The sequence below is a fragment of the Duganella alba genome (assembly GCF_009674495.1).
In the GTDB taxonomy this organism is placed as follows: domain Bacteria; phylum Pseudomonadota; class Gammaproteobacteria; order Burkholderiales; family Burkholderiaceae_D; genus Rugamonas; species Rugamonas alba.
This window is the reverse complement of sequence record NZ_WKJN01000002.1, coordinates 266,512-290,334: the sequence shown is the minus strand read 5'-3', so window position 1 is coordinate 290,334 and position 23,823 is coordinate 266,512. Positions and strand designations below refer to the sequence as shown.

Here is a 23,823-nt window from a genome sequence, read left to right as displayed (position 1 = left end):
GTTAATCCGGCTTGTTACGCATCCAGTCGGCGGTCTGGAAGAAGGAGTTCATCAGGCGCACGCGCAGTTCGGTGTCGATGCCGGTGTCCTCCATCGCCCACGCCATGCAGCGCAGCCACTGGTCGCGCTCCTGCGTGCCGATGGCGAACGGCATGTGCCGCATGCGCAGGCGCGGATGGCCGTGCGCCTCCTGGTACAGGTCCGGCCCGCCCATCCAGCCGCTGAGGAACATGAACAGGCGCTGACGCGCGTTCTCCAGCGAGGGGCCGTGCACGGAGCGCAGCAGCTGGAACTCGGGTTCGAGTTCCATCAGATCATAAAAGCGGTCGACCATGTCGCGCACGGTCGGCTCGCCACCAATTACTTCATACAGGGTGCGGGATTCTTCAGTCATCCCGCCATGATAACTTATACCAGCGCCAGCTTGCGCAGGCGGCGCGTGGACGACCAGTTCTCGAGGTCGACCTGGCCGCGCACCGCATCGCAGGCGGAGACGATGCGCGCCAGCTGTGACCTATCCAGCCCGGAATTGAGCGTCAGCCGCACCAGCGAACGGTTCTTCGGCGTGGCCGGTGCGCAGAACATGGCGCCGTACACGCCGTGGCTTTCCAGCAGCTTGCGCAGCGCCAGCGTCTTGGGCTCCGGCCCCGGCTCCAGCGCGATGATCTGCTCGCTGCCGTCGCTGACGTTGTAGCCCAGCGCGCTCAAGTCCTCGCGCAGTGCGCGCGCGTGGGCGTGCAGCGCGGCGCGGCGGTCGTCAGCGGCGGCGATGAAGTCGATGGCGGCGTCGAACCATGCCAGTTCATGGCCCAGCAGGCAGGAACTGAAAATCGCCGGCCGCGACTCCGACAGGAAGTAGCCCTTGAAATAGCTGGAACAACTGATGAAACCCGCCCGTCCGGCAAACGCCTTGGCCAGCGACGCCGTTCGGAAATGCACCCGCTCGCTCAAGCCCAATGCCGCCACCAGCCCGGCGCCGCGCGGGCCGTGCGTACCCAGCGAATGCGATTCGTCGACGATCAGCATGCAGCCGCTGCGCTCGGCAATGTCCACCAGTTCGGTCAGCGGCGCCAGGCTGCCGTTGGTGCTGTACAGCGCATCGACCACGATCAGGCCGCGCCCGTGGCGCTGCAACTGCTTTTCCAGATGCTCCATGTCGTTGTGCAGGAAGGACACCGGCAGCGCGCCGGCCGACTGCACGCCTTCCCACAGCGAGGCATGCGCCTGCATGTCCAGGTACACCGGGATGCCCGGCCCGGCCAGCGTCTGCACCAGCCCGACGTTGGCGGCCCAGCCGGATTGCGCCAGCACGCCATCCTCGGCGCCCATGAACTGCGCCAGCTTGCGTTCCAGCCGGTGCTGCGCGCTGCCCTCCTGCAGATACACGGCCGACATCAGCAGCTCGCCGTGGCTGTTCTGCAGGGCCGCCACCTGCGCCCCCACCAGCGCCGGCTCGCCGGCCAGGCGCAGGTAGTCGTTCCCCGCCAAAAACACCGCTCCGGCCGGTGTCGGTTGCCAGGCGTGCGGGTGTTCACCGCCCAGCAATTGCGCAATGCGCGTAATGTAATGCTGGTCCATGCGCCGCGTGACGAAGTCCGGCAGAGGAGCGAGAGGTTGATTTTGGGCAAATGCGTAGGTCATGGCGAATCTCCTTGGGTTTGAGCAAAAAAGATTGTTTTTTTATGAACCGCAGTCCCACCATGCGGCGAAAAAAACTCAAAGAGATTGATACGGATCAATTACCGTTTTGATACCCCAAAACCCGTTGTAAATTAAGGCGATGATGGCAGCTTGATAAAAGTCAAACGTCATCATGAGGCCGACCCTGCACGAACGGTGGAAGCGCTGGCAGCACGGACTGGTGCAGTCCCTGCTGCTGTATCACGGCCGCGAGGACCATGCGACCGTGCGCGTGCTGCTGCTCGCCTGCATCGGCACGGTGGGCATGCCGCTGTACTACGTGATCTGGCAGCACTTCTTCCCGCAGGAGTACGAGTCGCTGTCGCTGCGCCTGCTCGGCATCCTGCTCTGTGCGCTGGGCCTGTTCGCGCGCCAGTTCAGCCGGCAGATGCTGAACCTGTACCTGCTGGTGGCGCTCGGCTACATCTTCCCGTTCTTCTTCACCTTCATGTTTTTGATGAACCACGCGTCCGGCGTGTGGGGCGAGTCGCTGCTGATCGGGCTGGTGGTGCTGTTCCACTTCGACACCGGCCTGGCGCTGCGCGCCTACGTGGCCGGCACCGCGCTGGCCTGCATCGCGGCGTCGGCGCTGGGCGCGGGCGACATGCTGACCAGCCGGCAGGTGCTGCAACAGGTGCCGATCCACTGGTTCACCATCGCCGTGCTGTCGGTGGCCAAGATCAGCCGCCATGTGCTGGCGCAGGAAAAGCTGGCCGGCATGGGCGCCGGCCTGGCCACCGTGGCGCACGAGCTGCGCACCCCGCTCACCAGCGTCGACGCCAACGTGCGCGGGCTGCTGCGCATGATGGCCGACGCCCAGGGCCACGCCCACAGCCCGGAAGACCGGCTGACCATCATTGACGCGCTGGCGCGCATCCAGTTCGAGGTGCGCCACATGAACCACATGATCGACCTGTTCCTGTTAAGCGCCACGGCGGTGCGGCAAAAGCTGCATCCGGTGGAGACGGTGTCGATGGAAACGGTGGTGGAAGCGGTGCTGCGGCGCTATCCCTTCTCCAGCACCAAGCAGCAGAAAATGGTCCGGCTGGAGGTGCGCCGCAACTTCCAGTTCGCCGGCCAGACGGAATTGGCGGTGGTGGTGCTGCTCAACCTGCTGCGCAATGCGCTGCGCGCGGTGCAGCGCGCCGGCAAGGGCCGCGTGCGCATCATTGTCGACGGCGCGCACCAGCCGCCGCGCCTGCTGTTCATCGACACCGGCTGCGGCATCCCGGCGCAGCAGATGCCGCTGATCTTCCGCCGCTTTTATTCCCACCCGCCGCACAACGGCGCCGGCATCGGGCTGGCGCTGTGCCAGGAAATCATGGATGCCTGGGCGGCGAAAATCCGTTGCGTCTCGCGCGAGAGCGCCTACGCCGTATTTGTCCTGGAATTCCCCCAATCGCCAGCCATCGCGAGGTGAAACATGCATCTGCCCGTTTATGCCCATCCCACCCTGACCATCCTGATCGACGACAGCGACTCGTTCCTGCGCAGTCTGTCGTTCCAGCTCGATCCCATGCTGGCCAACAAAACCTTCCACGACACCAGCGAGGTGCTGCAATGGCTGCGCGCCAGCGCGCCGGACAGCGCGGTGCCGTTGCACGTCAACTTCGACATGCAGAACCTGCCGGCCGACCAGTGCAATGTGGCGCTGGACCTGGAGCGCATCTACCGCATCGCCGAACAGGGCGAGCGCTTTGCCGTGCCGTCGGTGCTGGTGGTGGATTACTCGATGCCGCAGATGAACGGGCTGGAATTCTGCGAGCAGGTGGCGCACCTGCCGTGCAAGAAGATCCTGTTCACCGGCGCGGCCGATGAAAAGGTCGCCGTCAGCGCCTTCAACCGCGGCCTGATCGACCGCTACATCAAGAAGAGCGACGACCATGCGCTGGACATCCTGGAAATGGAAATCGCCACGCTGCAGGAGAACTACTTCGACCACCGCTCCGACACGCTGCGCGAGATGGTGGCGCTGCACGATTACCGCTTCCTGACCGATCCGGCGTTCACCGAGGTGGTGCGGGAGCTGAAGCGCACGCTGGGCTTCGTCGAGCATTACATTTTCCCGAATCCGACCGGCATCCTGTTCCTCGACCAGCACGGCAAGGCGACGCTGATGATGGTGGAGACCGAACAAGGCATGTACGCCCAGTACGAGGTGGCGCGCGACAGCGACGCCCCACGCTCGCTGCTGCATGCGCTGCTGGAGCGACGCGTGCTGACCTTCTTCAGCGATCCGTTCGGCGACGGCATGTACACCAGCCGCATGAGCGAGAACTGGCACCGCTACAGCGCCGCGCCGCGCATCTGCCAGGGCAAGGAGAACTACTACTGGGCGCTGTTCGACCTGCCCGGCCACTACTTCGACCAGCGGCCGCAAACTTACGCCCAGTTTTTACAGATGCTGCAACCGCAAACCATCGCCGCATGACCGACGTCCCCGCGCGGGAGTGACGGCGGGTCAGGCTTCGCGCAAGGTTTGCAGCGGCGGCTGGCGCAGCACGTTGCGCAGGCCCAGCCAGCCGCCGGCGATGGCGCACAGCGCGCCCGCCACCAGGCCAACCAGCCACACCACGGGACTGAAGCTCCATGCGAACTTGAACTGGTAGGTGGCCAGCGCCCAGCCCATGGTGGCCGCGCCGGTCGCCGCCAGCACGCCGGACAAGGCGCCCACCAGCGTGAACTCGATCATCTGCGCCTGCGACAGCTGCTTGCGGGTCGCGCCCAGCGCGCGCAGCAGGCCCGCCTCGCGCGTGCGCTCATCCTGGGAACCCATCAGCGCCGCGTACAGCACCAGCACGCCCGAAGCCAGCGTGAAGATGAACAGGAACTCCACGGCGGTCACCACCTGGTCCAGCACCGCCTGCACCTGGCGCAGGATGCCGCCGACATCGACGATGGTCAGGTTGGGGAAGTCACGCGTCAACGCATTCATCACCGCGCCCTGGCCTTGCGGCAGGTGGAAGGCGGTGATCCAGCTTTGCGAAATCTCGGTCATCGCCGCCGGATTGATGATGACGAAGAAGTTGACGCGCATCGAGCCCCAGTCCAGCTTGCGCAGGCTGGTGATGGTCACCTCCACCGGCGCACCGGCGATGTCGAAGCGCAGCTTGTCGCCCAGCTTCCAGCGCAGCGTTTTGGCGATGCCCTCTTCCACCGAGGCTTCGGCCTGGCCCGGCTTGTCCTCGAACCATTTGCCGGCGCTGATCTCGTTCTCGGCCTGCATGTGCGCCATGGTGGAGACGTTGAATTCGCGGTCGGCCAGCCCCTTGGCGCGGTCTTCGGTGTAGGTGTCGGCGGTGACCGGCTTGCCGTTCACGGCGCTCAGGCGGCCGCGTATCATCGGATATTGCGGCGCGTAATTCACGCCCGCCGCCTGCAGGCGCCTGGCGATTTCCTGCTGCTGCTCGGGCTGGATGTTGATGATGAAGCGGTTCGGCGCATCCGGCGGCGTGGCGTTGCGCCAGGCGGTCATCAGGTCGCCGCGCACCACGGTCAGCACCAGCAGCGCCATCATGCCCAGCGCCAGCGACACCACCTGCACGATGGTGGCGCCGGGCCGGCGCTGCAGCGAGGTGACGGCGAAGCGCCAGCTTTGATGGTCGACCGCGCCGCGCAGCGAACGCAGGGAGCGCAATCCCAGCCAGGCGACCAGCGCAAACACCGCGAACGCGCCGAGGAAGCCCAGCGCCGTGTACAAGGCCATGGTCGCATCGCCCGCCTGCCACAGCAGCAGCGCGACAAAGCCCAGCATGCCGAAGCCGTAGGTGGCCAGCGCGCCGACTTGCGGCGCATCCTGTTCGCGGCGGATCACGCGGTTATGCGGCACTTTGCGCAGTTGCAGGATAGGCGGCAGCGCGAAGGCGGCCAGCAGCAGGATGCCGATCGCCATGCCTTGCAGCGCCGGGTAGATGGTCGGCGCCGGCAGTTCGGCCGACACCAGCGAGCCAAGCACCTCCAGCAGCACGTAGTGGCCGCCGAAACCGACCGCCACGCCCATGGCGCTGCCCAGCAGGCCGACCAGCAGGAATTCGATCAGGTACATCAGCGTGACCTGGTTCTGCGTCAGGCCGAGGCAGCGCAGCATGGCGCAGGCGTCGAGGTGGCGCTGCATGAAGCGGCGCGCCGCCATCGCCACGGCCACCGCCGCCAGCATCGCCGACAGCAGGCCGACCAGCGACAGGAAGCGGTCCGCGCGGTCCAGCGTGGTTTGCATTTCAGGACGTCCGTTTTCCAGCGACTCGACGCGCACGCCCTTGATGTTGCCAGTCTTGATTTGTGCCTGCACCCACTCCTGGTAGGCCGTGGCGACGGCGGCGCCGTTCTTCAGCGCCGGCGGCGCGCCGATCAGCAGGCGGTAATTGACGCGCGAGCCGGGCTGGATCAGGTTGGTCGCTTCCAGATCCTGCAAGGCGAACATCACGCGCGGCGCGAAGGCCAGGAAGTTGGCGCCGCGGTCGGGTTCGGCGGCGATCAGCTGGGTGACGGTGAAGGTTTTGTCGCCCAGCTTGAGCTGCTGGCCGATGCTGGTTTTCAGGCTGCCCAGCAGGCCGGGCTCAATCCACACGGTGCCAGGGGATGGAACGGTCGTTGCGGGCGTGCCGATGCTTTGTTCGGCCTGGGCGGCGTTGGTGGTGATCTTGACTTTGCCGCGCAGCGGGTAGCCGGGGCCGACGGCTTTCAGGGCCGACAGCATGGCGTTGGAATCGTCGCCCTCGCCGGCTTGGGCCATGCTGGGGAAGGTGACGGTGTCGGTGACGGTCAGGCCGCGTTTGAGGGCTTCGGCGCGCCATGCGGCGCGGATCGGGAGATCGGCGCTGATGACGGCGTCGGCGCCGAGGAGCTGGTGGGCGTCGCGGTCCAACCCGCTGCGCAGGCGGTCGATGAAGAAGCCGGTGGCGGACAAGGCGGCCACGGCGACGGTGAGCGCGATCAGCAGGAAGCGGAGCTGGCCGGCGCGCCAGTCGCGGGCGGTCATTTTCAGGGCAAGTTTAAGCATAATAATCTTGGGTTGGAAACCCGCACCCCAAAGGCGCAGATGGATACGGCTCTTCAACGCACGCGGAAACCGTTTAGCCCCGCACATCAAGGACTAGGGGTCTGACCCCGCATGGGGTCAGACCCCAGCCTCTGGGTTTCACTGCGCGGCAAAGAACGCGTCTACTTCGTCGAGGAACTTTTGCTTTTGGTCCGCCGGCAGGAATGCCGCCGAGAACCCATTCCGCGCCAGCCGGTGCGCATGCGACAAGCCCAACGGCAACGCCTCAAACGTCGCGATGAAGTTGTCGTTCATGTAGCCGCCAAAGTACGCCGGGTCATCCGAGTTGACCGTCGCCACAATCCCCGCATCCAGCAACTCCAGAATATTGTGCTGCTCCATCTTGTCGAACACGCACAGCTTGATGTTGGACAACGGGCACACCGTCAGCGCCATCTGCTCTTTCGCCAACCGCTCGGTCAGCGCCTTGTCCTCCAGGCAGCGCACGCCGTGGTCGATACGCTCCACCTTCAGCGTATCCAGCGCGGTGTAGATGTACGCCGGCGGACCTTCCTCGCCCGCATGCGCCACCAGGTGCAAACCGAGCTCGCGGCTGCGCGCAAACACCCGCGCAAACTTCTCCGGCGGATTGCCCACCTCGGACGAATCCAGGCCCACGCCAATAAATTTATCGCGATACGGCAACGCCGCTTCCAGCGTGGCAATCGCATCCTCTTCCGACAGATGGCGCAGGAAGCACAGTATCAGCGTGGCGCTGACCGGGCTGTCCTGGCAGGCCCGGTAGATGCCGTCAATCACCACCTTGATGTCGACGCCGCGCGCGGTGTGCGTCTGCGGATCAAAGAAGATTTCGGTGTGGCGCACATTGTCTTCTTCAGCACGCTTGAGATACGCCGCCGTCATGTCGTAGAAATCCTGTTCCTGCAACAGCACGCTGGCGCCAGCGTAGTAGATGTCGAGGAAGGATTGCAGATCGGTGAAGGCATACGCCGCGCGCAATTCCTCCACCGACGCATACGCCAGCTTGACGCCGTTGCGTTCGGCCAGCGCGAAGATCAGCTCCGGCTCCAGCGAGCCTTCGATGTGGATGTGCAGCTCCGCTTTCGGCATCTGCTGCAAAACACGGCGCAATTGTTCGTTCAACATTTGATTTATTCCTGTTACCTGGTTGCTTAATCGGGTCATCTTATCGCATGCGGCCACACTACGTCAGCACATCTTTCAAAGGCGTGATACTGTGACGTTAAAGGACGAAAAAACACCATCAAAAGTGCGTGATTAATTCGATATTTCTTTTTTAAATCATGAGGTTACAAAAGGGTATTAACGATATTACGACATACCTTTTGACTTCCTGCACCAATAGCGCAATAATCAATTTCATAGACGTAAGAAGCGTTACGACCAACACATAAAAGCCGCCATCCGGCCATAAAGCCAGCTCAAAGGCGCGGGCAATCCGCGCCGCCAAAGGAAGCTGACCACAAGAAAAATAAGACTAAGGGGAATTATACAAATCAGGGCCAGGGCAGGCGAACTGCCGGTGACTCGTGACATGCAGGTTTTCATCATCAAAGGACATCCAAATGACCATTTTTGACAACTACGCCGCACGATACGAACGGACCAAAGAAGAAGAGATGTCCATGAAGGAATATCTCGAACTTTGCAAGAAAGACCGGCTTACCTACGCCAGCGCCGCCGAGCGCATGCTGGCCGCCATCGGCGAACCGACCCTGATCGACACACGCAACGACACGCGGCTGTCGCGCATCTTCGGCAACAAGGTAATCAAGATCTATCCGGCCTTCCGCGAGTTCTACGGCACCGAGGAAGTGATCGAGCAAGTGGTGTCCTACTTCCGTCACGCCGCGCAGGGCCTGGAGGAACGCAAGCAGATCCTGTATCTGCTCGGTCCGGTGGGCGGCGGCAAATCGTCGATCGCCGAGAAGCTCAAGTCGCTGATGGAGCACGTGCCCTTCTACTGCCTGAAGGGTTCGCCGGTGAATGAATCGCCGCTGGGCCTGTTCAACGAGGACGAGGACGGCGTCATCCTGGAAGAAGACTACGGCATTCCGCGCCGCTACCTGCGCAACATCCCGAGTCCATGGGCGGTCAAGCGCCTGCACGAATTCAATGGCGACATCAACCAGTTCCGCGTGGTGCGCCGCTACCCTTCCGTGCTGAAGCAGGTCGCCATTTCCAAGACCGAACCGGGCGACGAAAACAACCAGGATATTTCCTCGCTGGTCGGCAAGGTCGATATCCGCAAGCTGGAAGACTATTCGCAGGACGATCCGGACGCCTACAGCTACTCGGGCGGCCTGTGCCTGGCCAACCAGGGCCTGATGGAATTCGTCGAGATGTTCAAGGCGCCGATCAAGGTGCTGCATCCGCTGCTGACCGCCACCCAGGAAGGCAACTACAAAGGGACGGAAGGCTTCGGTGCGATTCCGTTCGACGGCGTGATCCTGGCGCACTCGAATGAGTCCGAGTGGAAATCATTCAAGAACAACCGCAACAACGAGGCTTTCCTCGACCGGATCTACATCGTCAAAGTGCCGTACTGCCTGCGCGTGACCGACGAGATCAAGATCTACGACAAGCTGCTGGCCAATTCCTCGCTGGCGGCGGCGCCGTGCGCGCCGGGCACCTTGCGCATGATGTCGCAGTTCGCCATTTTGTCGCGGCTGAAGGATCCGGAGAACTCCAGCATCTTCAGCAAGATGCTGGTGTACGACGGCGAGAACCTGAAGGACACCGATCCGAAAGCCAAGTCGCTGCACGAGTACGTCGACTACGCCGGCGTGGACGAAGGCATGAACGGACTGTCGACGCGCTTCGCGTTCAAGATCCTGTCCAAGGTGTTTAACTTCGACAATACCGAAGTGGCGGCCAATCCGGTGCACCTGCTGTACGTGCTGGAGCAGCAGGTCGAGCGCGAGCAGTTCCCGCCTGAACTGGAACAGAAATACTTCTCCTACATCAAGGAGCACCTGGCGCAGCGCTACGTCGAATTCATCGGCAAGGAAATCCAGACCGCTTACCTGGAATCGTATTCCGAGTACGGCCAGAATATCTTCGACCGCTACGTGACCTTTGCCGACTTCTGGATACAGGACCAGGAATACCGCGATCCGGACACCGGCGAGAGCTTCGACCGCGAGTCGCTGAACAACGAGCTGGAAAAAATCGAGAAGCCGGCCGGCATTTCGAATCCCAAGGATTTCCGCAACGAGATTGTCAACTTCGGACTGCGGGCGCGCGCTAATAATGGCGGGAAGAATCCGGCCTGGACCAGCTACGAGAAATTCCGCACCGTGATCGAGAAGAAGATGTTCTCGAATACGGAAGAACTGCTGCCGGTGATTTCGTTCAACGCCAAGGCCAGCGCGGAAGACGCCAACAAGCACGCCGACTTCGTCGCGCGCATGGTGGAAAAAGGCTACACGGCCAAGCAAGTGCGCTTGCTGTGCGAATGGTATCTGCGCGTGAGGAAGTCGTCCTAAGCAGTACTTGCGCGCCACCTGTGCACGGGTGGCGCGGCGCCGACCAATAGCAGCAGGAGGCATCTTTTGACTTACCTCATCGACCGACGTTTGCAGGGCAAGAACAAGTCCGCAGTCAACCGCGAGCGCTTCTTGCGGCGCTATAAATCGCAGATCAAGGACGCGGTGGGCCGCGCCATCAAGGGCCGTTCCATCACCGACGTCGAGAACGGCGAAAAAGTCTCCATCCCGGTCAAGGATGTGAGCGAGCCGTCGTTCGGCCACGCCCACGGCGGCGTGTGGGAGGTGGTCAATCCCGGCAACCAGGAATACCAGAAAGGCGACCAGATCAACCGCCCCAAAGGCGGCGCCGGCTCCGGCCGCGGCAAGGCCGGCAACAGCGACCAGATGACCGAGGACGATTTCATCTTCGAGCTGTCGCGCGAAGAGTTCATGAACTACTTCTTCGAAGACCTGGAACTGCCGCACATGGTCAAGACGCAGCTGACCGCCAGCACCGACTTCAAGAACCAGCGCGCCGGCTACAACATGTCCGGCACGCCGTCCAACATCCACGTGCTGCGCTCGCTGCGCGGCGCGCTGGGCCGGCGCATCGCGGTCGGCGGGCCGTCGCGCAAGCGCGTGGCCGAGGCCGAGCGCGAACTGGAAACGCTGCTGCTTGAAGGCGTGCCGCTGCAGGACCCGCGCGTGGTCGAACTGAAGAAACTGATCCACCACCTGCACACGCGCATCCTGGCGATTCCCTACATCGATCCGTTCGACCTGCGCTACACCAACCGCGTCAAGGTGCCGAAGCCGATGACGCAGGCGGTGATGTTCTGCATCATGGACGTCTCCGGTTCGATGGACGAAACGCGCAAGGACACCGCCAAGCGCTTCTTCATTTTGCTGTACCTGTTCCTCAAACGCGTGTACGACAAGATCGAGGTGGTGTTCATCCGCCACCACACGGCGGCGGCCGAGGTGGACGAGGAGGAATTCTTCCATTCGCGCGAATCGGGCGGCACGGTGGTGTCGTCGGCGCTGCACCTGCTCGACAAGGTCATCGACGAACGCTACGGCGCCGGCAGCTACAACGCCTACGTGGCCCAGGCCTCGGACGGCGACAACTGGGACAACGACTCGGTGCTGTGCCGCCAGCTGCTGGTCAACACCATCATGCCCAAGGTGCAATACTACACCTACGTCGAGATCACCGACGGCCCGCCGCAAAACCTGTGGGAGCAGTATTCGCAGGTGCCGGATCACCATCCGCATTTCGCCATGCAGAAAATCGTCACGCCGGCCGACATCTATCCGGTGTTCCGTGAACTGTTCAAGAAGCAGCCAAAATGAACGACATGACCCCACCGAAGCCGAAGCACCCGAACGCCCTGCCGGAGCAATCCGAATGGACCTTCGAGCTGATCGAGCAGATCCACCAGGAAATCCGCCGCGTCGCCGAGAACTTCGGGCTGGATACGTATCCGAACCAGCTGGAGATCATCACCGCCGAGCAGATGATGGACGCCTACACCTCGGTCGGCATGCCGGTGTCGTACAACCACTGGTCGTTCGGCAAGCACTTCCTCAGCACCGAGAAGGGCTACAAGCGCGGACAGATGGGGCTGGCCTACGAGATCGTCATCAACTCCAATCCCTGCATCGCCTACCTGATGGAAGAGAACAGCCTGACCATGCAGTCGCTGGTGATCGCGCATGCGGCGTATGGCCACAACTCCTTCTTCAAGGGGAACTACCTGTTCCGCACCTGGACCGACGCCGAAGCCATCGTCGACTACATGGTGTTTGCCAAGAACTACATCGCCGAGTGCGAACAGCGCCACGGCATCGACGCGGTCGAGCTGCTGCTCGACTCCTGCCACGCGATCCAGAACTACGGCGTCGACCGCTACAAGCGGCCGGCCAAGCTGTCGCTGATGGAAGAGCGCGCGCGGCAGAAGGAACGCGAGGCCTACGTGCAGTCGCAGATCAACGACCTGTGGCGCACGCTGCCGCGCCGCGAGGAGGAAGAGACCACCAAGGCGGTCAAGCGCTTCCCGCCCGAGCCGGAGGAAAACCTGCTGTACTTCATCGAGAAGTACGCGCCGCTGCTGGAGCCATGGCAGCGCGAGATGGTGCGCATCGTGCGCAAGATCTCGCAGTACTTCTACCCGCAGCGCCAGACCCAGGTGATGAACGAGGGCTGGGCCACCTTCTGGCACTACACCATCCTCAACCAGTTATACGACGAGGGCGTGATCGGCGACGGCTTCATGATGGAGTTCCTGAAGAGCCATACCAACGTGGTCTACCAGCCGCCCGTCAACAGCCAGTACTACAGCGGCATCAATCCGTATGCGCTGGGCTTCGCCATGATGACCGACATCCGCCGCATCTGCGAACACCCGACCGACGAGGACCGCGAATGGTTCCCCGACATCGCCGGCAGCGACTGGCGCAAGACGCTCGATTTCGCCATGCGCAACTTCAAGGACGAGAGCTTTATCGCCCAGTACCTGTCGCCCAAGCTGATCCGCGAATTCCACTTCTTTGCCGTGCTGGACGACGACAACAACGAGAAGCTCAACGTCTCGGCCATCCACGACAACCTCGGCTACCGATACGTGCGCCAGCAACTGGCGGAACAATATAATCTCGGTAACCGTGAACCCAACATCCAGGTATGGTCGGTCAACACCCAGGACGACCGCGCGCTGACCTTGCGCCATACCCAGTTCCAGCGCCGTCCGCTGAACCAGCAGGCCGGCGAGGTGCTGAAGCATGTTGCACGCTTGTGGGGCTTCGACGTCCATCTGGAAACAGTGGCGCCAAACGGCGAAGTCATCAGTACCCTGGAGGTCAAACGCGAGAAACGGGGGCGCGTTTTCTAGACCAACATATATATAGTGCTTTCGTGGAAGACGTGAGAAGTAGGCACGGCTTTTGCAAGAGACGATACCGGGGGCAGCGACGGCGCGCTGACCCCGGTTTTTTTTCGCGGATGCATGACGGGCTGCTGAAGTCAATATTTTTCTGCGGCTACTTGTATAGTAGTGCCCGCAAGAATTTCATGAAAGAAACATTTACGGCCAAATTATCAATTGTGTGTAATAAAGCTACCTGCATAAAATTCCGTTTTTGGCCTTAAGGGAAAACTAAGTAACGTCGTGGTGCATCCCCGCCCAAAAATGCGACGCAGAGTCTTGCTCGTTGAGCCAGAACGGTGCAAAGGGAGCGCTACCACATAGGAAAACCCTATGAAATTTAACCGGTTTTAGGGATGAAAATTCTATGTAAAATCAAGAATTCGTATGTATAATTCGCCGACGTCCCGGATGCGGCTGTTGTTTTGTGTCGCCATTTTGGGGTTTAAGTAGCACCAAAGAGAGTTGGTATTGGAGAAAGCAGGCATGAATTTCACGCACAACGAGAAAAGCACCGGGAAGAACTTTACAGGCATTACGATTGTCGTTTTGTTGCACATCCTGGTCGCTTATGGGATCGTGACGGGCTTGGGAAAACGTCTGGTGGCCAAAATGGTCGCACCAGTGGAGACCAAGATCATTGAGGAGGTCAAACCTCCTCCACCGAAAGAGCTCCCACCACCGCCACCTCCGCCAGAGATGAAGGCACCACCACCGCCATTCATCCCGCCAGTTGAGGTGAACGTGCAGCAGCCGCCACCGCCGAACAACACGATCGCTAACGCGACCAACGTGAAGCCGGCGACCACTGAGATCCAGAAAGCCCCGCCAGCTCCGCCGGCAGCGCCACCTGGTCCAGCTAAAACCGGTGTGCGTACCGCAGCAGTGGTTGACTTCAACACTTGCGCCAAGCCGGAATGGCCAAAGTCGTCGCTGCGTAATGAGGAAACCGGCACTGTGCAGCTGTCGTTCCTGATTGCGGCCGACGGTCGTGTAGCTGACTCGAAAGTTGTGAAGTCGAGCGGTTTCAGGGATCTGGACAAAGCCGCCGTCGCAGGTATCACCAAATGCCGTTTCAAACCGGCTACGGAAGACGGCGTACCGAAAGAAGGCTGGCAGCAGATGCAATACGTCTGGACGCTGGAGTAAAAACCGAGACAGAACACCGTCTCACACGTAGTTTTCGTTGTCATTACGCCAGCGATCTGATTATTTTATCAATTTGGAGGAAGCATGTTTAAGAATACCCGTTTGTCCGCTGTACTGGCCGCTGTGCTGTTCTCGGTGACCGCAGCCACCGCCCTGGTTAGCTCGGCTCAAGAGCAAGCCTCGGCCGCCGCTTCGGCCCCAGCAGCAGATGCAGCAGCGCCGGCAGCAGCTCCAGCAGCGGATGCGGCAGCAGCACCAGCAGCAGAAGCGCCAGCAGCCAAAGGCGGTAAAGAAGAAGTGGAAAATCCATACGGCTTCGCTGCTGTGTGGGAAGCCGGCTTCGTGTCGCGCGGCACCCTGATCATTCTGTCGCTGATGTCGATGGGTTCGTGGTACATCATCATCACCAAACTGATCGACCAGACCAAGATCTTCAAACAGTCGAAAGAAACTTCGGCCAAGTTCTGGAAAGCTTCGTCGATCGCTGCAGGTTCGGCTTCGCTGACCGACGGTTCGCCATTCCGCTTCATCGCTGAAACCGGCACCAAGGCTACCCAGCACCACGACGGCGCCCTGCTGGAACAAATCGACCTGTCGACCTGGGTGACCATGTCGATCCAGCGCGCTGTGGACAAAGTCCAGTCGCGTCTGCAAGACGGCCTGTCGTTCCTGGCAACCGTGGGTTCGACCGCACCGTTCATCGGTCTGTTCGGTACCGTGTGGGGTATTTACAATGCACTGATCGCCATCGGCATGTCGGGTAACGCCTCGATCGACAAGGTTGCAGGTCCAGTGGGTGAAGCGCTGATCATGACCGCCTTCGGTCTGTTCGTGGCGGTTCCAGCCGTTCTGGGTTACAACTGGCTGGTGCGTCGTAACAAGTCGGCAATGGAAGACGTGCGCGCCTTCTCGGCTGACGTCCACTCGGTGCTGATCTCGGGCGCCATGTCGACCGCTACCGGCAACAAAAAAGTTGGGTAATTAACCATGTCCATGTCCGTAGGCTCCGATAGCGGAGACGAAGATCAAGTCATGTCAGAAATCAACACGACGCCCCTCGTGGACATCATGTTGGTGCTGCTGATTATCTTCCTGATCACGAGCCCGGTTGTTCTGAAGCTGATCAAGATCAAGCTGCCAGAGGAAACCAACCAGGTTATCCAGACCAAGCCGGAAGACGTCAACATCGTCGTTAGCAAAGATGGCGACATCTATTGGAACCAGCGCAAAATGCGCGACGCCAATGAGTTGTTCGACAATCTGAAGGTGGAAGCTGTGAAATTGCCTCAGCCGGAAGTTCATGTACGTGGCGACCAAGAAACCAAGTACGAAGCCATCGGCAAGGTTATTTTCACTACCCAGCGTGCTGGTATTCAGAAGGTCGGCTTCATCACCGAACCGCCTGATAAGGGTTAATACCCGACAGTGCATCGCAGGCCTGGAGCTTCAGGCCTGCCCTTCTAAAAAGGAAACATCATGAGTATGAATGTCGGCTCCCCATCCGCAGGCGCGGATCCGGAACCAATGATGGAAATGAATATGACGCCCCTCATCGACGTGATGCTGGTGCTGATTATCATGATGATCATTACGATTCCTAAAGCCAACCACTCGGTCAACCTGAACATGCCGGTCGGCACCCCGCCGCCGCCAACCAAGGAACCAGTGGTCATCACGATTGACGTCGACTTCGACGGTACGATTCTGTGGGATAACGTGGTCGTTCCTGACCGCACCACCCTGGAATCGAAACTGACCGATGTCGCAGCGCAAGCTGATCAGCCGGAAGTGCATCTGCGTCCGAACAAGCTGGTGTCGTACAAAGTCGTGGCAGGCGTGATGGCTTCGGCCCAGCGTCTGGGCGTGACCAAGATTGGTCTGGTCGGTAACGAACAGTTCCAGTAATACGTCCCATGTACAATAATAGGCAGGACATTCCTGCCTATTTTCGTTTTTTGATGAAAGAAAACTCACCCATGACCAAGTTTCGTCTCGCTCATCTCGGCCTGGTAATGGCCGCTATTGGTTTCACCGCAGCAGCCCCCATCGCAGGTTTCTCGTCGGTCGCCTACGCCGCTGAAACGGTGCGCGCCGAAATCGGCAAACCATTGCAGGAAGCACAGAAACTGGCCGCGGCCGGCAAGAACAAGGAAGCGCTTGCCAAACTGAAAGAAACTGACGCTGTCGGCGGCAAATCCGCCAACGAAAGCTATCTGATCGAGCGCACCCGCGCCTCGGTGGCCGTCGCCGCCGGCGACAACGACGCCGCCGCCCGCGCCTTTGAGTTCGTGATCAACTCCGGCAAGCTGTCGCCTGCCGAATCCGCCAAATTCTCCGAAGCCCTGGCCGGCATTTACTACCGCGCCAAGGACTATCCAAAAGCCGTGACCTGGTTCCAGCGCGTGCTGAAAGACAATCCGAGCAACACCTCGGCCCACGAATACATCGTGCAGATCCTGTACACCTCCGGCAAATACGCCGAGGCGGCCAAGGAACTGCAAGCGTCGAAAAACCTGAGCGAGAACCAGCTCGGCATGCTGGCCAACATCCAGCTGAAGCAGAACGACAAGGCCGGCTACGTGCAGACCCTGGAAAAGCTGGCTGGTTCGTATCCGAAAACCTCGTACTGGGCCGACCTGCTGAACCGCGTGTCGGGCAAGCCGGGCTTCTCGTCGACGCTGTCGCTGGACGTGCTGCGTCTGCGCCTGGTCAACGGCCTGCTGACCAAGCCGTCGGAATACATGGAAATGGCCCAGCTGTCGCTGCAAGCCGGCAACCCTGCTGAAGCCATCAAGATCATCGATCAGGGCTACAAAAAAGGCATCCTGGGCACCGGTTCCGACGCCGCGCGTCACCAGCGTCTGAAAGATCTGGCCGCCAAGACCCAGACCGAGTTCGACGCCAAAGCCGCCGCCAACGAAGCCGAAGCCGTCAAGGCCAAGGATGCCGACGCGCTGGCCAATCTGGGCTACGGCCTGGTGTCCGCCGGCAAGGCCGACAAGGGCCTGCCGCTGATGGATCAGGCGGTAAAACTGAGCACCGGCCGCAATCCGGAAGCCATCAAGCTGCACTACGGCATCGCGCAAAACATCGCCGGCAAGAAACCTGCCGCGCTGAACACGCTGAAAACCGTCAAAGGCACCGATGGCACCGCCGACCTGGCGCGCTACTGGACCCTGAACATTAATCACCCGATGTAATTCGGGCGGTTGATGCGCAAAGCGCTGTTCCGGCCCGGCCGGACAGCGCTTTTTTTATTCCGGGGTCAGGTCCCCCATTTCTACACGGCCTCTGCCGTACGCAGGCGTACGGCAGAGGCCGTGTAGAAATGGGGGACCTGACCCCGGAACTGGGTTTTTTTTCGCTTTGAGGGATTCCCCGTATAATCCCTGATTCGCGACAGTTTTTTTACCAGATTCCCATGAAGGTATTTCGAGGTCTTCCCAATGCAGCGGCGCGCGCGCCCTGCGCGCTCACGATCGGCAACTTCGACGGCGTCCACCTCGGCCACCAGGCCTTGCTGGCCCGCGTGCGCGCCGCCGCCACCGGTCTGGGACTGGAAGCGGCCGTGATGACCTTCGAGCCGCATCCGCGCGAATTCTTCGCCCACAAGGCCGGCGACCTGTCGCGCGCCCCGGCGCGCATCGCCAACCTGCGCGACAAGCTGCAATCGCTGTCCGACAACGGCATCGACCGCGTCATCGTCGAACATTTCTCGGCGCCGTTCGCGGCGCTGACGCCGCAGGAATTCACCGAGAAAGTGCTGGTCGAAGGCCTGCACGTCAAATGGCTGATGGTCGGCGACGACTTCTGCTACGGCGCCCGCCGCGCCGGCAACGTGCAGATGCTGCTGGAAGCGGGCAAGCAGTACGGCTTCCACGTCGAGACCCTGCCGACCGTGATGAACGGCAGCACCCGCATCTCTTCCTCCGCCGTGCGCGCCGCGCTCAACGAGGGCGATTTCCCGCACGCCGAGGCGTTGCTCGGCCATCCCTACGCCATCTCCGGCCACGTGATCCATGGCCAGAAGCTGGGCCGCACGCTGGGCTTCCCGACGCTGAACCTGCGCGTGCCGCACCGCCCCGCCCTGTCGGGCATCTTCATCGTGCAGGTGCACGGCCTGGCAGAGCAGCCGCTGCCGGCCGTCGCCAGCCTGGGCGTGCGCCCGACCGTCGACGACAGCGGCCGCGTGCTGCTGGAAGTGCACGTGTTCGAATTCGACCAGGGCTGCTACGGCAAGCAGGTGCGCGTGGAATTCCTTGAGAAGATCCGCGACGAGGAAAAATACGTCGATCTGCCGACGCTGACGGCCGCCATCCACCGCGACGCCGACATCGCCCGCGCCTTCTTCGCCAAGCGTGCCACCGACCGAATTTGACCGCGCGATTTAGCTACGCGCGCCGGCTACCCCGTATTCCCGAATAAATCACTGAAGACCACTATGTCCGATAACAAATCCGCAAAAAAGCCTGAAAGCAAATACCCGGTCAACATGACCGAAACCCCGTTCCCGATGCGCGGCGACCTGGCCAAGCGCGAGCCGAACTGGGTCCAGCAATGGCAGACCAAAAAGATCTACGAACGCGTGCGCAAGGCCGCCGCCGGCCGTCCGAAATTCATCCTGCACGACGGTCCGCCATACGCCAACGGCGACATTCACCTGGGCCACGCGGTCAACAAGATCCTCAAGGACATGGTGATCAAATCGCGCTCGCTGGCCGGTTTCGACGCGCCTTACGTGCCGGGCTGGGATTGCCACGGCATGCCGATCGAGATCCAGATCGAAAAACTGTACGGCAAAAACCTGCCGACCGCTGAAGTGCTGACCAAGGCCCGCGCCTACGCGCTGGAGCAGGTCGACCGCCAGCGCAAGGACTTCATCCGCCTGGGCGTGCTGGGCGAATGGCAGAACCCTTACCTGACCATGAACTACTCGAACGAGGCCGACGAACTGCGCGCGCTCGGCACCATGCTGGAAAAAGGCTACGTCTACCGCGGCCTGAAACCGGTCAACTGGTGCTTCGACTGCCAGTCGGCGCTGGCCGAGGCGGAAGTGGAATACCAGGACAAGCGCGATCCGGCCATCGACGTCGGCTTCAAGTTCGCCGAATTCGACAAGCTGGCCAGCGCCTTCGACCTGACGCAACTGCCGACGCACGAAGGCTACATCGTCATCTGGACCACCACCCCGTGGACCATCCCGGCCAACCAGGCGCTCAACGTCAATCCGGAAGTGACCTACGCGCTGGTGCAGACCGAGCGTGACGGCCAGCCACTGCTGCTGATCCTGGCGCAGGACCTGGTGGAATCGTCGCTGGCGCGCTTCAAGCTGGAAGGCGTGACCATCGCCACCTGCAAGGGCGAAGACCTGTCGGGCATCAGCTTCCTGCATCCGCTGCACGCCGCCGACACCTTCTACAACCGCCTGTCGCCGATGTACCTGGCCGACTACGTGACCACCGAGAGCGGCACCGGCGTGGTGCACTCGGCGCCAGCCTATGGCCTGGACGACTTCATCTCCTGCAAGGCCCACGGCATGCAGGACGACCATATCCTGACGCCGGTGATGGGCGACGGCAAATACGTCTCGACCCTGCCGCTGTTCGGCGGCATGACCATCTGGGAAGCGTCTAAGCCGATCTGCAACGCGCTGCGCGAAGCCGGCGCGCTGTTCGAAGTCAAGATGTTCGACCACAGCTACATGCACTGCTGGCGCCACAAAACCCCGATCATCTACCGCGCCACTTCGCAGTGGTTCGCCGGCATGGACATCAAGCCGAAAGACGGCGGCGCCAGCCTGCGCGAGACCGCGCTGAAAGGCATCGCCGAGACCAAGTTCTTCCCGGACTGGGGCCAGGCGCGCCTGCACGGCATGATCGCCAACCGTCCTGACTGGACCCTGTCGCGTCAGCGCCAGTGGGGCGTGCCGATGGCCTTCGTGGTCCACAAGGAGACCGGCGCGCTGCATCCGCGCACGCCGGAACTGCTGGAGCAGGTCGCCCAGTTGATCGAGAAGAGCGGCATCGACGCCTGGCTGGCGCTGGACCTGAAAGACCTGATCGGCGACGAAGCGTCCGACTACGTCAAGAACAAGGACACGCTGGACGTCTGGTTCGACTCCGGCACCACCCACCAGACCGTGCTGCGCGGCTCGCACAAGCAGCAGCTGGCCTTCCCGGCCGACCTGTATCTGGAAGGTTCGGACCAGCACCGCGGCTGGTTCCACTCGTCGCTGCTGACGTCCTCGATGCTGAACGGCGCGCCGCCATACAAGGCGCTGCTGACGCACGGCTTCACCGTCGACGGCGAAGGCAAGAAGATGTCCAAATCGCTGGGCAACACGCTGGCGCCGCAGAAAATCTCCGACACCCTGGGCGCCGACATCCTGCGCCTGTGGATCGCCTCGACCGACTACACCGGCGAGCTGTCGATCTCGGACGAGATCCTCAAGCGCGTGACGGAAGCCTATCGCCGCATCCGCAACACGCTGCGCTTCCTGCTGGCCAACATCTCCGACTTCAACCACGCACAGGACGCCGTGCCGGTCGCCGAGCTGCTGGAAATCGACCGCTACGCGATCGCCAACATGGCCGCGCTGCAGAAGGAAATCGAAGCGCACTACGAACAGTACGAATTCCAGCCGGTGTACTCCAAGCTGCAGAACTACTGCTCGGAAGACCTGGGCGGCTTCTACCTGGACATCCTGAAGGACCGCCTGTACACCACCGGCGTGACCTCGCATGCGCGCCGCTCGGCGCAGACCGCGCTGTGGCACATCACGCAAAGCCTGCTGCGCGTGATGGCGCCGGCGCTGTCGTTCACGGCGGAAGAGGCATGGGCCATCTTCGCCGGCGAGGAAGCCTTCAAGGCCAGCGACGAAACCATCTTCACCCAGACCTGGTGGCAGCTGCCGGAACTGGCCGACGGCGAGGCGCTGCTGGCCAAGTACGCGGCGCTGCGCGCGGTGCGCACCGACGTCACCAAGCAGCTGGAAGACCTGCGCACCTCGGGCGCGATCGGTTCGTCGCTGCAGGCGGAGCTGAGCATCAAGGCCGCCGGCGACAAGTACCAGCTGCTGGCCAGCCTGGAAGATGACCTCAAGTTCATCTTCATCACCTCCCTGGCGACGGTGACCCAGGTGGCGGCGGAAGCGGAAGAAGCGGTCAATGTGGCCGCGTCGAGCGCCGAAAAGTGCGAGCGCTGCTGGCACTACCGCGCCGACGTCGGCGCCCACGCGGACCACCCTACCCTGTGCGGCCGCTGCTACAGCAACCTGTTTGGTGCGGGCGAAAAACGCAAGTTCGCTTAATATGACGGCCGCCGCGCTCCAGAAGAACGCGGCGGCGACGCCACTACGACCCACATCCGACATCTTATGGCCACCAAAAAAATCTTCCCGACCAAATCTTCGGCAAGCCTCACCCCTTGGCTGTGCATCGCCGCACTCGTCATCCTGATCGACCAGCTGACCAAGATCACCATCACCAAGACCTTCCAGCTGGGCGAAGAAAAGGTCATCACCTCGTTCTTTAACCTGGTGCTGGCGTATAACAAGGGCGCCGCCTTCAGCTTCCTGAGCAATAGCGGCGGCTGGCAGCGCTACTTCTTCACCGCCATCGGCATCTGCGCCGCCATCTTCATCGTCTACCTGTTGAAAAAACACAGCGGCCAACGCATGTTCTCGTGGGCGCTGGCCCTGATCCTGGGCGGCGCGGTCGGCAACGTGGTCGACCGCCTGCTGTACGGCCACGTGGTCGACTTCCTCGACTTCCACTGGGCCGGCCTGGGCCACTTCCCGGCGTTTAACGTGGCCGATTCGGCCATCTGCATCGGCGCCGGCCTGTTCATCCTGGACGAACTGCGCCGGGTGAACAAGTAATCTAGCGGAGCTGCATCATGATGGAACTGACTGGTAAAAAAATCGTCCTCGGCCTGTCCGGCGGCGTGGCCTGCTACAAGGCGGCGGAACTGTGCCGCGCCTTCACCAAGGCCGGCGCCACGGTGCAGGTGGTGATGACCGAAGCGGCCACCCACTTCATCACGGCCGTCACCATGCAGGCGCTGTCCGGCCGCCCGGTGTACACCGACCAGTGGGACGCCCGCGTCAACAACAACATGGCCCACATCGACGTCACCCGCGACGCCGACGCCATCATCATCGCCCCCTGCTCGACGGACTTCATCCGCAAGCTGGCGCACGGCGCCTGCGACGACCTGCTGTCGACCATGTGCGTGGCCCGTCCGCGCCATGTGCCGCTGCTGATCGCGCCGGCCATGAACGTCGAGATGTGGCAGAACCCGGCCACCCAGCGCAACGTGCAGACGCTGCGCGACGACGGCATCGCCATCTTCGGTCCCGCGGCCGGCGACCAGGCCTGCGGCGAAGTTGGCTTCGGCCGCATGCTGGAGCCGGAACAGTTGCTGGAAGAAGTGATCGCCGCGTTCCAGCCGAAAGTCCTGGCCGGCAAGCGCATCCTGATCACCGCCGGGCCAACCTTCGAACCGATCGACCCGGTGCGCGGCATCACCAATCTGTCCTCGGGCAAGATGGGCTACGCCGTGGCGCGCGCCGCGCGCGAAGCCGGCGCCGAAGTGGTGCTGGTCTCCGGCCCGGTGGCGCTGGCGACGCCGTTCGGCGTCCAGCGCATCAACGTGCAGAGCGCGCAGCAGATGTACGACGCGGTGATGGCCAACGTCGACCACCAGAACATCTTCATCGCGGTGGCGGCGGTGGCCGACTGGCGCATCGCCAACGCCAGCGAGCAGAAACTGAAGAAAAATCCGGACGGCGCCGCGCCCGACCTGAAGTTCGAGCAGAACCCGGACATCCTGGCCTCGGTCGCCGCGCTGACCAACCTGGCCGGCCATCCATACTGCGTCGGCTTTGCCGCCGAATCGGAAAACCTGGTGCAGTTCGGCGCCGACAAGCGCGAGAAAAAAGGTATCCCCCTGCTAGTAGGGAATATCGGCCACCACACCTTCGGCCAGGACGACAACACCATCATCCTGTTCGACGAGAACGGCCACACGATTTTGCCGCGCGCCGACAAGCTGACCTTGGCGCGCCAACTGATTTCCGAGATCTCCAAGCGGATCTCCCAACATTCCTTGTTTGCTAAATAAATGAAAACTGTAGACGTTAAAATCCTTGACCCGCGCATGAAAGACCAGCTGCCGGCCTACGCCACGCCTGGTTCGGCCGGCCTGGACCTGCGTGCCTGCATCGACGCGCCGATGGTGATCGAGGCCGGCCAGACCGTGCTGATCCCGACCGGCCTGGCGATCCACGTCGCCGATCCTGGCTACGCCGCCATGATCCTGCCGCGCAGCGGCATGGGCCACAAAAACGGCATCGTACTGGGGAATCTGGTAGGCTTGATCGACTCCGACTATCAGGGCCAGTTGATGATTTCGACCTGGAACCGCGGCCACAGCGCCTTCACGCTGAACCCGATGGAACGCCTGGCGCAGCTGATCATCGTGCCGGTGCTGCAGGTCGGCTTTAACGTGGTGGAAGAATTCGAATCGAGCGAGCGTGGTGTCGGCGGTTTCGGCAGCACCGGCAAACAATAAAATGGAG

At 61.8% G+C, this 23,823-nt stretch carries 19 protein-coding genes; 15 read left to right on the top strand and 4 right to left on the bottom strand.

Annotated features, from left to right (window positions below):
* Position 1 precedes the first annotated feature (1 nt).
* Positions 2-394 carry a group II truncated hemoglobin gene (locus tag GJ695_RS03140; RefSeq protein WP_154356288.1) on the bottom strand — a complete coding sequence of 131 codons (393 nt, stop codon included), beginning with the start codon at positions 392-394 and terminating at the stop codon, positions 2-4.
* Positions 395-408: 14 nt separating this feature from the next.
* Positions 409-1,641 carry an alpha-hydroxyketone-type quorum-sensing autoinducer synthase gene (gene cqsA / locus GJ695_RS03135; RefSeq protein ID WP_154362153.1) on the bottom strand — a complete coding sequence of 411 codons (1,233 nt, stop codon included), beginning with the start codon at positions 1,639-1,641 and terminating at the stop codon, positions 409-411.
* A gap of 172 nt (positions 1,642-1,813) precedes the next feature.
* Here cqsA and GJ695_RS03130 point away from each other — a divergent pair, with 172 nt between their 5' ends.
* Together GJ695_RS03130 and GJ695_RS03125 are read left to right on the top strand one after the other, a co-directional pair.
* A complete protein-coding gene (locus GJ695_RS03130; protein WP_154362152.1) occupies positions 1,814-3,100 on the top strand; it encodes a sensor histidine kinase in 1,287 nt (428 codons plus the stop codon).
* A 3-nt stretch (positions 3,101-3,103) separates the two neighbouring features.
* Positions 3,104-4,111, top strand: a complete 1,008-nt coding sequence (locus tag GJ695_RS03125; RefSeq protein WP_154362151.1) for a response regulator — start codon at positions 3,104-3,106, stop codon at positions 4,109-4,111.
* A 30-nt stretch (positions 4,112-4,141) separates the two neighbouring features.
* Here GJ695_RS03125 and GJ695_RS03120 read toward each other — a convergent pair whose 3' ends face one another.
* Both GJ695_RS03120 and GJ695_RS03115 read right to left on the bottom strand, forming a co-directional pair.
* Entirely contained in the window at positions 4,142-6,679 is a 2,538-nt protein-coding gene (locus GJ695_RS03120) for an ABC transporter permease (protein WP_154362150.1), read from the bottom strand.
* A 138-nt stretch (positions 6,680-6,817) separates the two neighbouring features.
* Positions 6,818-7,825, bottom strand: a complete 1,008-nt coding sequence (locus GJ695_RS03115; RefSeq protein WP_154362149.1) for an adenosine deaminase — start codon at positions 7,823-7,825, stop codon at positions 6,818-6,820.
* A 440-nt stretch (positions 7,826-8,265) separates the two neighbouring features.
* Between GJ695_RS03115 and GJ695_RS03110 the strand changes: the two genes are divergently transcribed.
* The 13 genes from GJ695_RS03110 to dut all read left to right on the top strand — a co-directional run bounded on the left by GJ695_RS03110 (position 8,266) and on the right by dut (position 23,816).
* A complete protein-coding gene (locus tag GJ695_RS03110; protein WP_154356283.1) occupies positions 8,266-10,188 on the top strand; it encodes a PrkA family serine protein kinase in 1,923 nt (640 codons plus the stop codon).
* 66 nt (positions 10,189-10,254) lie between these two features.
* Complete coding sequence (locus GJ695_RS03105; RefSeq protein WP_154356282.1) at positions 10,255-11,523, top strand: YeaH/YhbH family protein; 1,269 nt, start codon at positions 10,255-10,257, stop codon at positions 11,521-11,523.
* Positions 11,520-13,061 carry a SpoVR family protein gene (locus tag GJ695_RS03100; RefSeq protein ID WP_154356281.1) on the top strand — a complete coding sequence of 514 codons (1,542 nt, stop codon included), beginning with the start codon at positions 11,520-11,522 and terminating at the stop codon, positions 13,059-13,061. Before GJ695_RS03105 ends, GJ695_RS03100 begins: the two co-directional genes overlap by 4 nt.
* Before the next feature lie 519 nt (positions 13,062-13,580).
* The gene (locus tag GJ695_RS03095) at positions 13,581-14,243 is read left to right on the top strand and encodes an energy transducer TonB (protein WP_154362148.1); all 663 of its coding nucleotides are present in this window, start codon (positions 13,581-13,583) and stop codon (positions 14,241-14,243) included.
* A gap of 84 nt (positions 14,244-14,327) precedes the next feature.
* Positions 14,328-15,224, top strand: coding sequence for a MotA/TolQ/ExbB proton channel family protein (locus tag GJ695_RS03090; protein ID WP_154362147.1), 897 nt, complete (start codon positions 14,328-14,330; stop codon positions 15,222-15,224).
* Positions 15,225-15,230: 6 nt separating this feature from the next.
* Positions 15,231-15,659 carry an ExbD/TolR family protein gene (locus tag GJ695_RS03085; RefSeq protein WP_110844780.1) on the top strand — a complete coding sequence of 143 codons (429 nt, stop codon included), beginning with the start codon at positions 15,231-15,233 and terminating at the stop codon, positions 15,657-15,659.
* Positions 15,660-15,719: 60 nt separating this feature from the next.
* Positions 15,720-16,148 carry an ExbD/TolR family protein gene (locus GJ695_RS03080; RefSeq protein WP_208023362.1) on the top strand — a complete coding sequence of 143 codons (429 nt, stop codon included), beginning with the start codon at positions 15,720-15,722 and terminating at the stop codon, positions 16,146-16,148.
* A gap of 71 nt (positions 16,149-16,219) precedes the next feature.
* Entirely contained in the window at positions 16,220-17,443 is a 1,224-nt protein-coding gene (locus tag GJ695_RS03075; RefSeq protein WP_229260309.1) for a tetratricopeptide repeat protein, read from the top strand.
* Positions 17,444-17,664: 221 nt separating this feature from the next.
* Positions 17,665-18,621, top strand: a complete 957-nt coding sequence (locus GJ695_RS03070) for a bifunctional riboflavin kinase/FAD synthetase (RefSeq protein ID WP_154362145.1) — start codon at positions 17,665-17,667, stop codon at positions 18,619-18,621.
* A 63-nt stretch (positions 18,622-18,684) separates the two neighbouring features.
* Positions 18,685-21,552, top strand: a complete 2,868-nt coding sequence (gene ileS, locus GJ695_RS03065; protein ID WP_154362144.1) for an isoleucine--tRNA ligase — start codon at positions 18,685-18,687, stop codon at positions 21,550-21,552.
* A gap of 66 nt (positions 21,553-21,618) precedes the next feature.
* A complete protein-coding gene (lspA, locus tag GJ695_RS03060; RefSeq protein WP_154362143.1) occupies positions 21,619-22,122 on the top strand; it encodes a signal peptidase II in 504 nt (167 codons plus the stop codon).
* Positions 22,123-22,142: 20 nt separating this feature from the next.
* Positions 22,143-23,366, top strand: coding sequence for a bifunctional phosphopantothenoylcysteine decarboxylase/phosphopantothenate--cysteine ligase CoaBC (gene coaBC / locus GJ695_RS03055; protein WP_208023367.1), 1,224 nt, complete (start codon positions 22,143-22,145; stop codon positions 23,364-23,366).
* Entirely contained in the window at positions 23,367-23,816 is a 450-nt protein-coding gene (gene dut / locus GJ695_RS03050; RefSeq protein WP_154356273.1) for a dUTP diphosphatase, read from the top strand.
* Positions 23,817-23,823 lie beyond the last annotated feature (7 nt).

Excerpts from the sequence above, each read along its gene's own strand:
- GJ695_RS03115 (WP_154362149.1), bottom strand. The coding sequence starts at position 7,825 with ATGTTGAACGAACAATTGCGCCGTGTTTTGCAGCAGATGCCGAAAGCG.
- dut (WP_154356273.1), top strand. The coding sequence starts at position 23,367 with ATGAAAACTGTAGACGTTAAAATCCTTGACCCGCGCATGAAAGACCAG.
- GJ695_RS03080 (WP_208023362.1), top strand. The coding sequence starts at position 15,720 with ATGAGTATGAATGTCGGCTCCCCATCCGCAGGCGCGGATCCGGAACCA.
- ileS (WP_154362144.1), top strand. The coding sequence starts at position 18,685 with ATGTCCGATAACAAATCCGCAAAAAAGCCTGAAAGCAAATACCCGGTC.
- GJ695_RS03095 (WP_154362148.1), top strand. The coding sequence starts at position 13,581 with ATGAATTTCACGCACAACGAGAAAAGCACCGGGAAGAACTTTACAGGC.
- GJ695_RS03085 (WP_110844780.1), top strand. The coding sequence starts at position 15,231 with ATGTCCATGTCCGTAGGCTCCGATAGCGGAGACGAAGATCAAGTCATG.
- GJ695_RS03140 (WP_154356288.1), bottom strand. The coding sequence starts at position 394 with ATGACTGAAGAATCCCGCACCCTGTATGAAGTAATTGGTGGCGAGCCG.
- GJ695_RS03130 (WP_154362152.1), top strand. The coding sequence starts at position 1,814 with ATGAGGCCGACCCTGCACGAACGGTGGAAGCGCTGGCAGCACGGACTG.
- GJ695_RS03110 (WP_154356283.1), top strand. The coding sequence starts at position 8,266 with ATGACCATTTTTGACAACTACGCCGCACGATACGAACGGACCAAAGAA.
- GJ695_RS03075 (WP_229260309.1), top strand. The coding sequence starts at position 16,220 with ATGACCAAGTTTCGTCTCGCTCATCTCGGCCTGGTAATGGCCGCTATT.
- GJ695_RS03090 (WP_154362147.1), top strand. The coding sequence starts at position 14,328 with ATGTTTAAGAATACCCGTTTGTCCGCTGTACTGGCCGCTGTGCTGTTC.
- GJ695_RS03100 (WP_154356281.1), top strand. The coding sequence starts at position 11,520 with ATGAACGACATGACCCCACCGAAGCCGAAGCACCCGAACGCCCTGCCG.
- GJ695_RS03125 (WP_154362151.1), top strand. The coding sequence starts at position 3,104 with ATGCATCTGCCCGTTTATGCCCATCCCACCCTGACCATCCTGATCGAC.
- coaBC (WP_208023367.1), top strand. The coding sequence starts at position 22,143 with ATGGAACTGACTGGTAAAAAAATCGTCCTCGGCCTGTCCGGCGGCGTG.
- GJ695_RS03120 (WP_154362150.1), bottom strand. The coding sequence starts at position 6,679 with ATGCTTAAACTTGCCCTGAAAATGACCGCCCGCGACTGGCGCGCCGGC.
- lspA (WP_154362143.1), top strand. The coding sequence starts at position 21,619 with ATGGCCACCAAAAAAATCTTCCCGACCAAATCTTCGGCAAGCCTCACC.
- cqsA (WP_154362153.1), bottom strand. The coding sequence starts at position 1,641 with ATGACCTACGCATTTGCCCAAAATCAACCTCTCGCTCCTCTGCCGGAC.
- GJ695_RS03070 (WP_154362145.1), top strand. The coding sequence starts at position 17,665 with ATGAAGGTATTTCGAGGTCTTCCCAATGCAGCGGCGCGCGCGCCCTGC.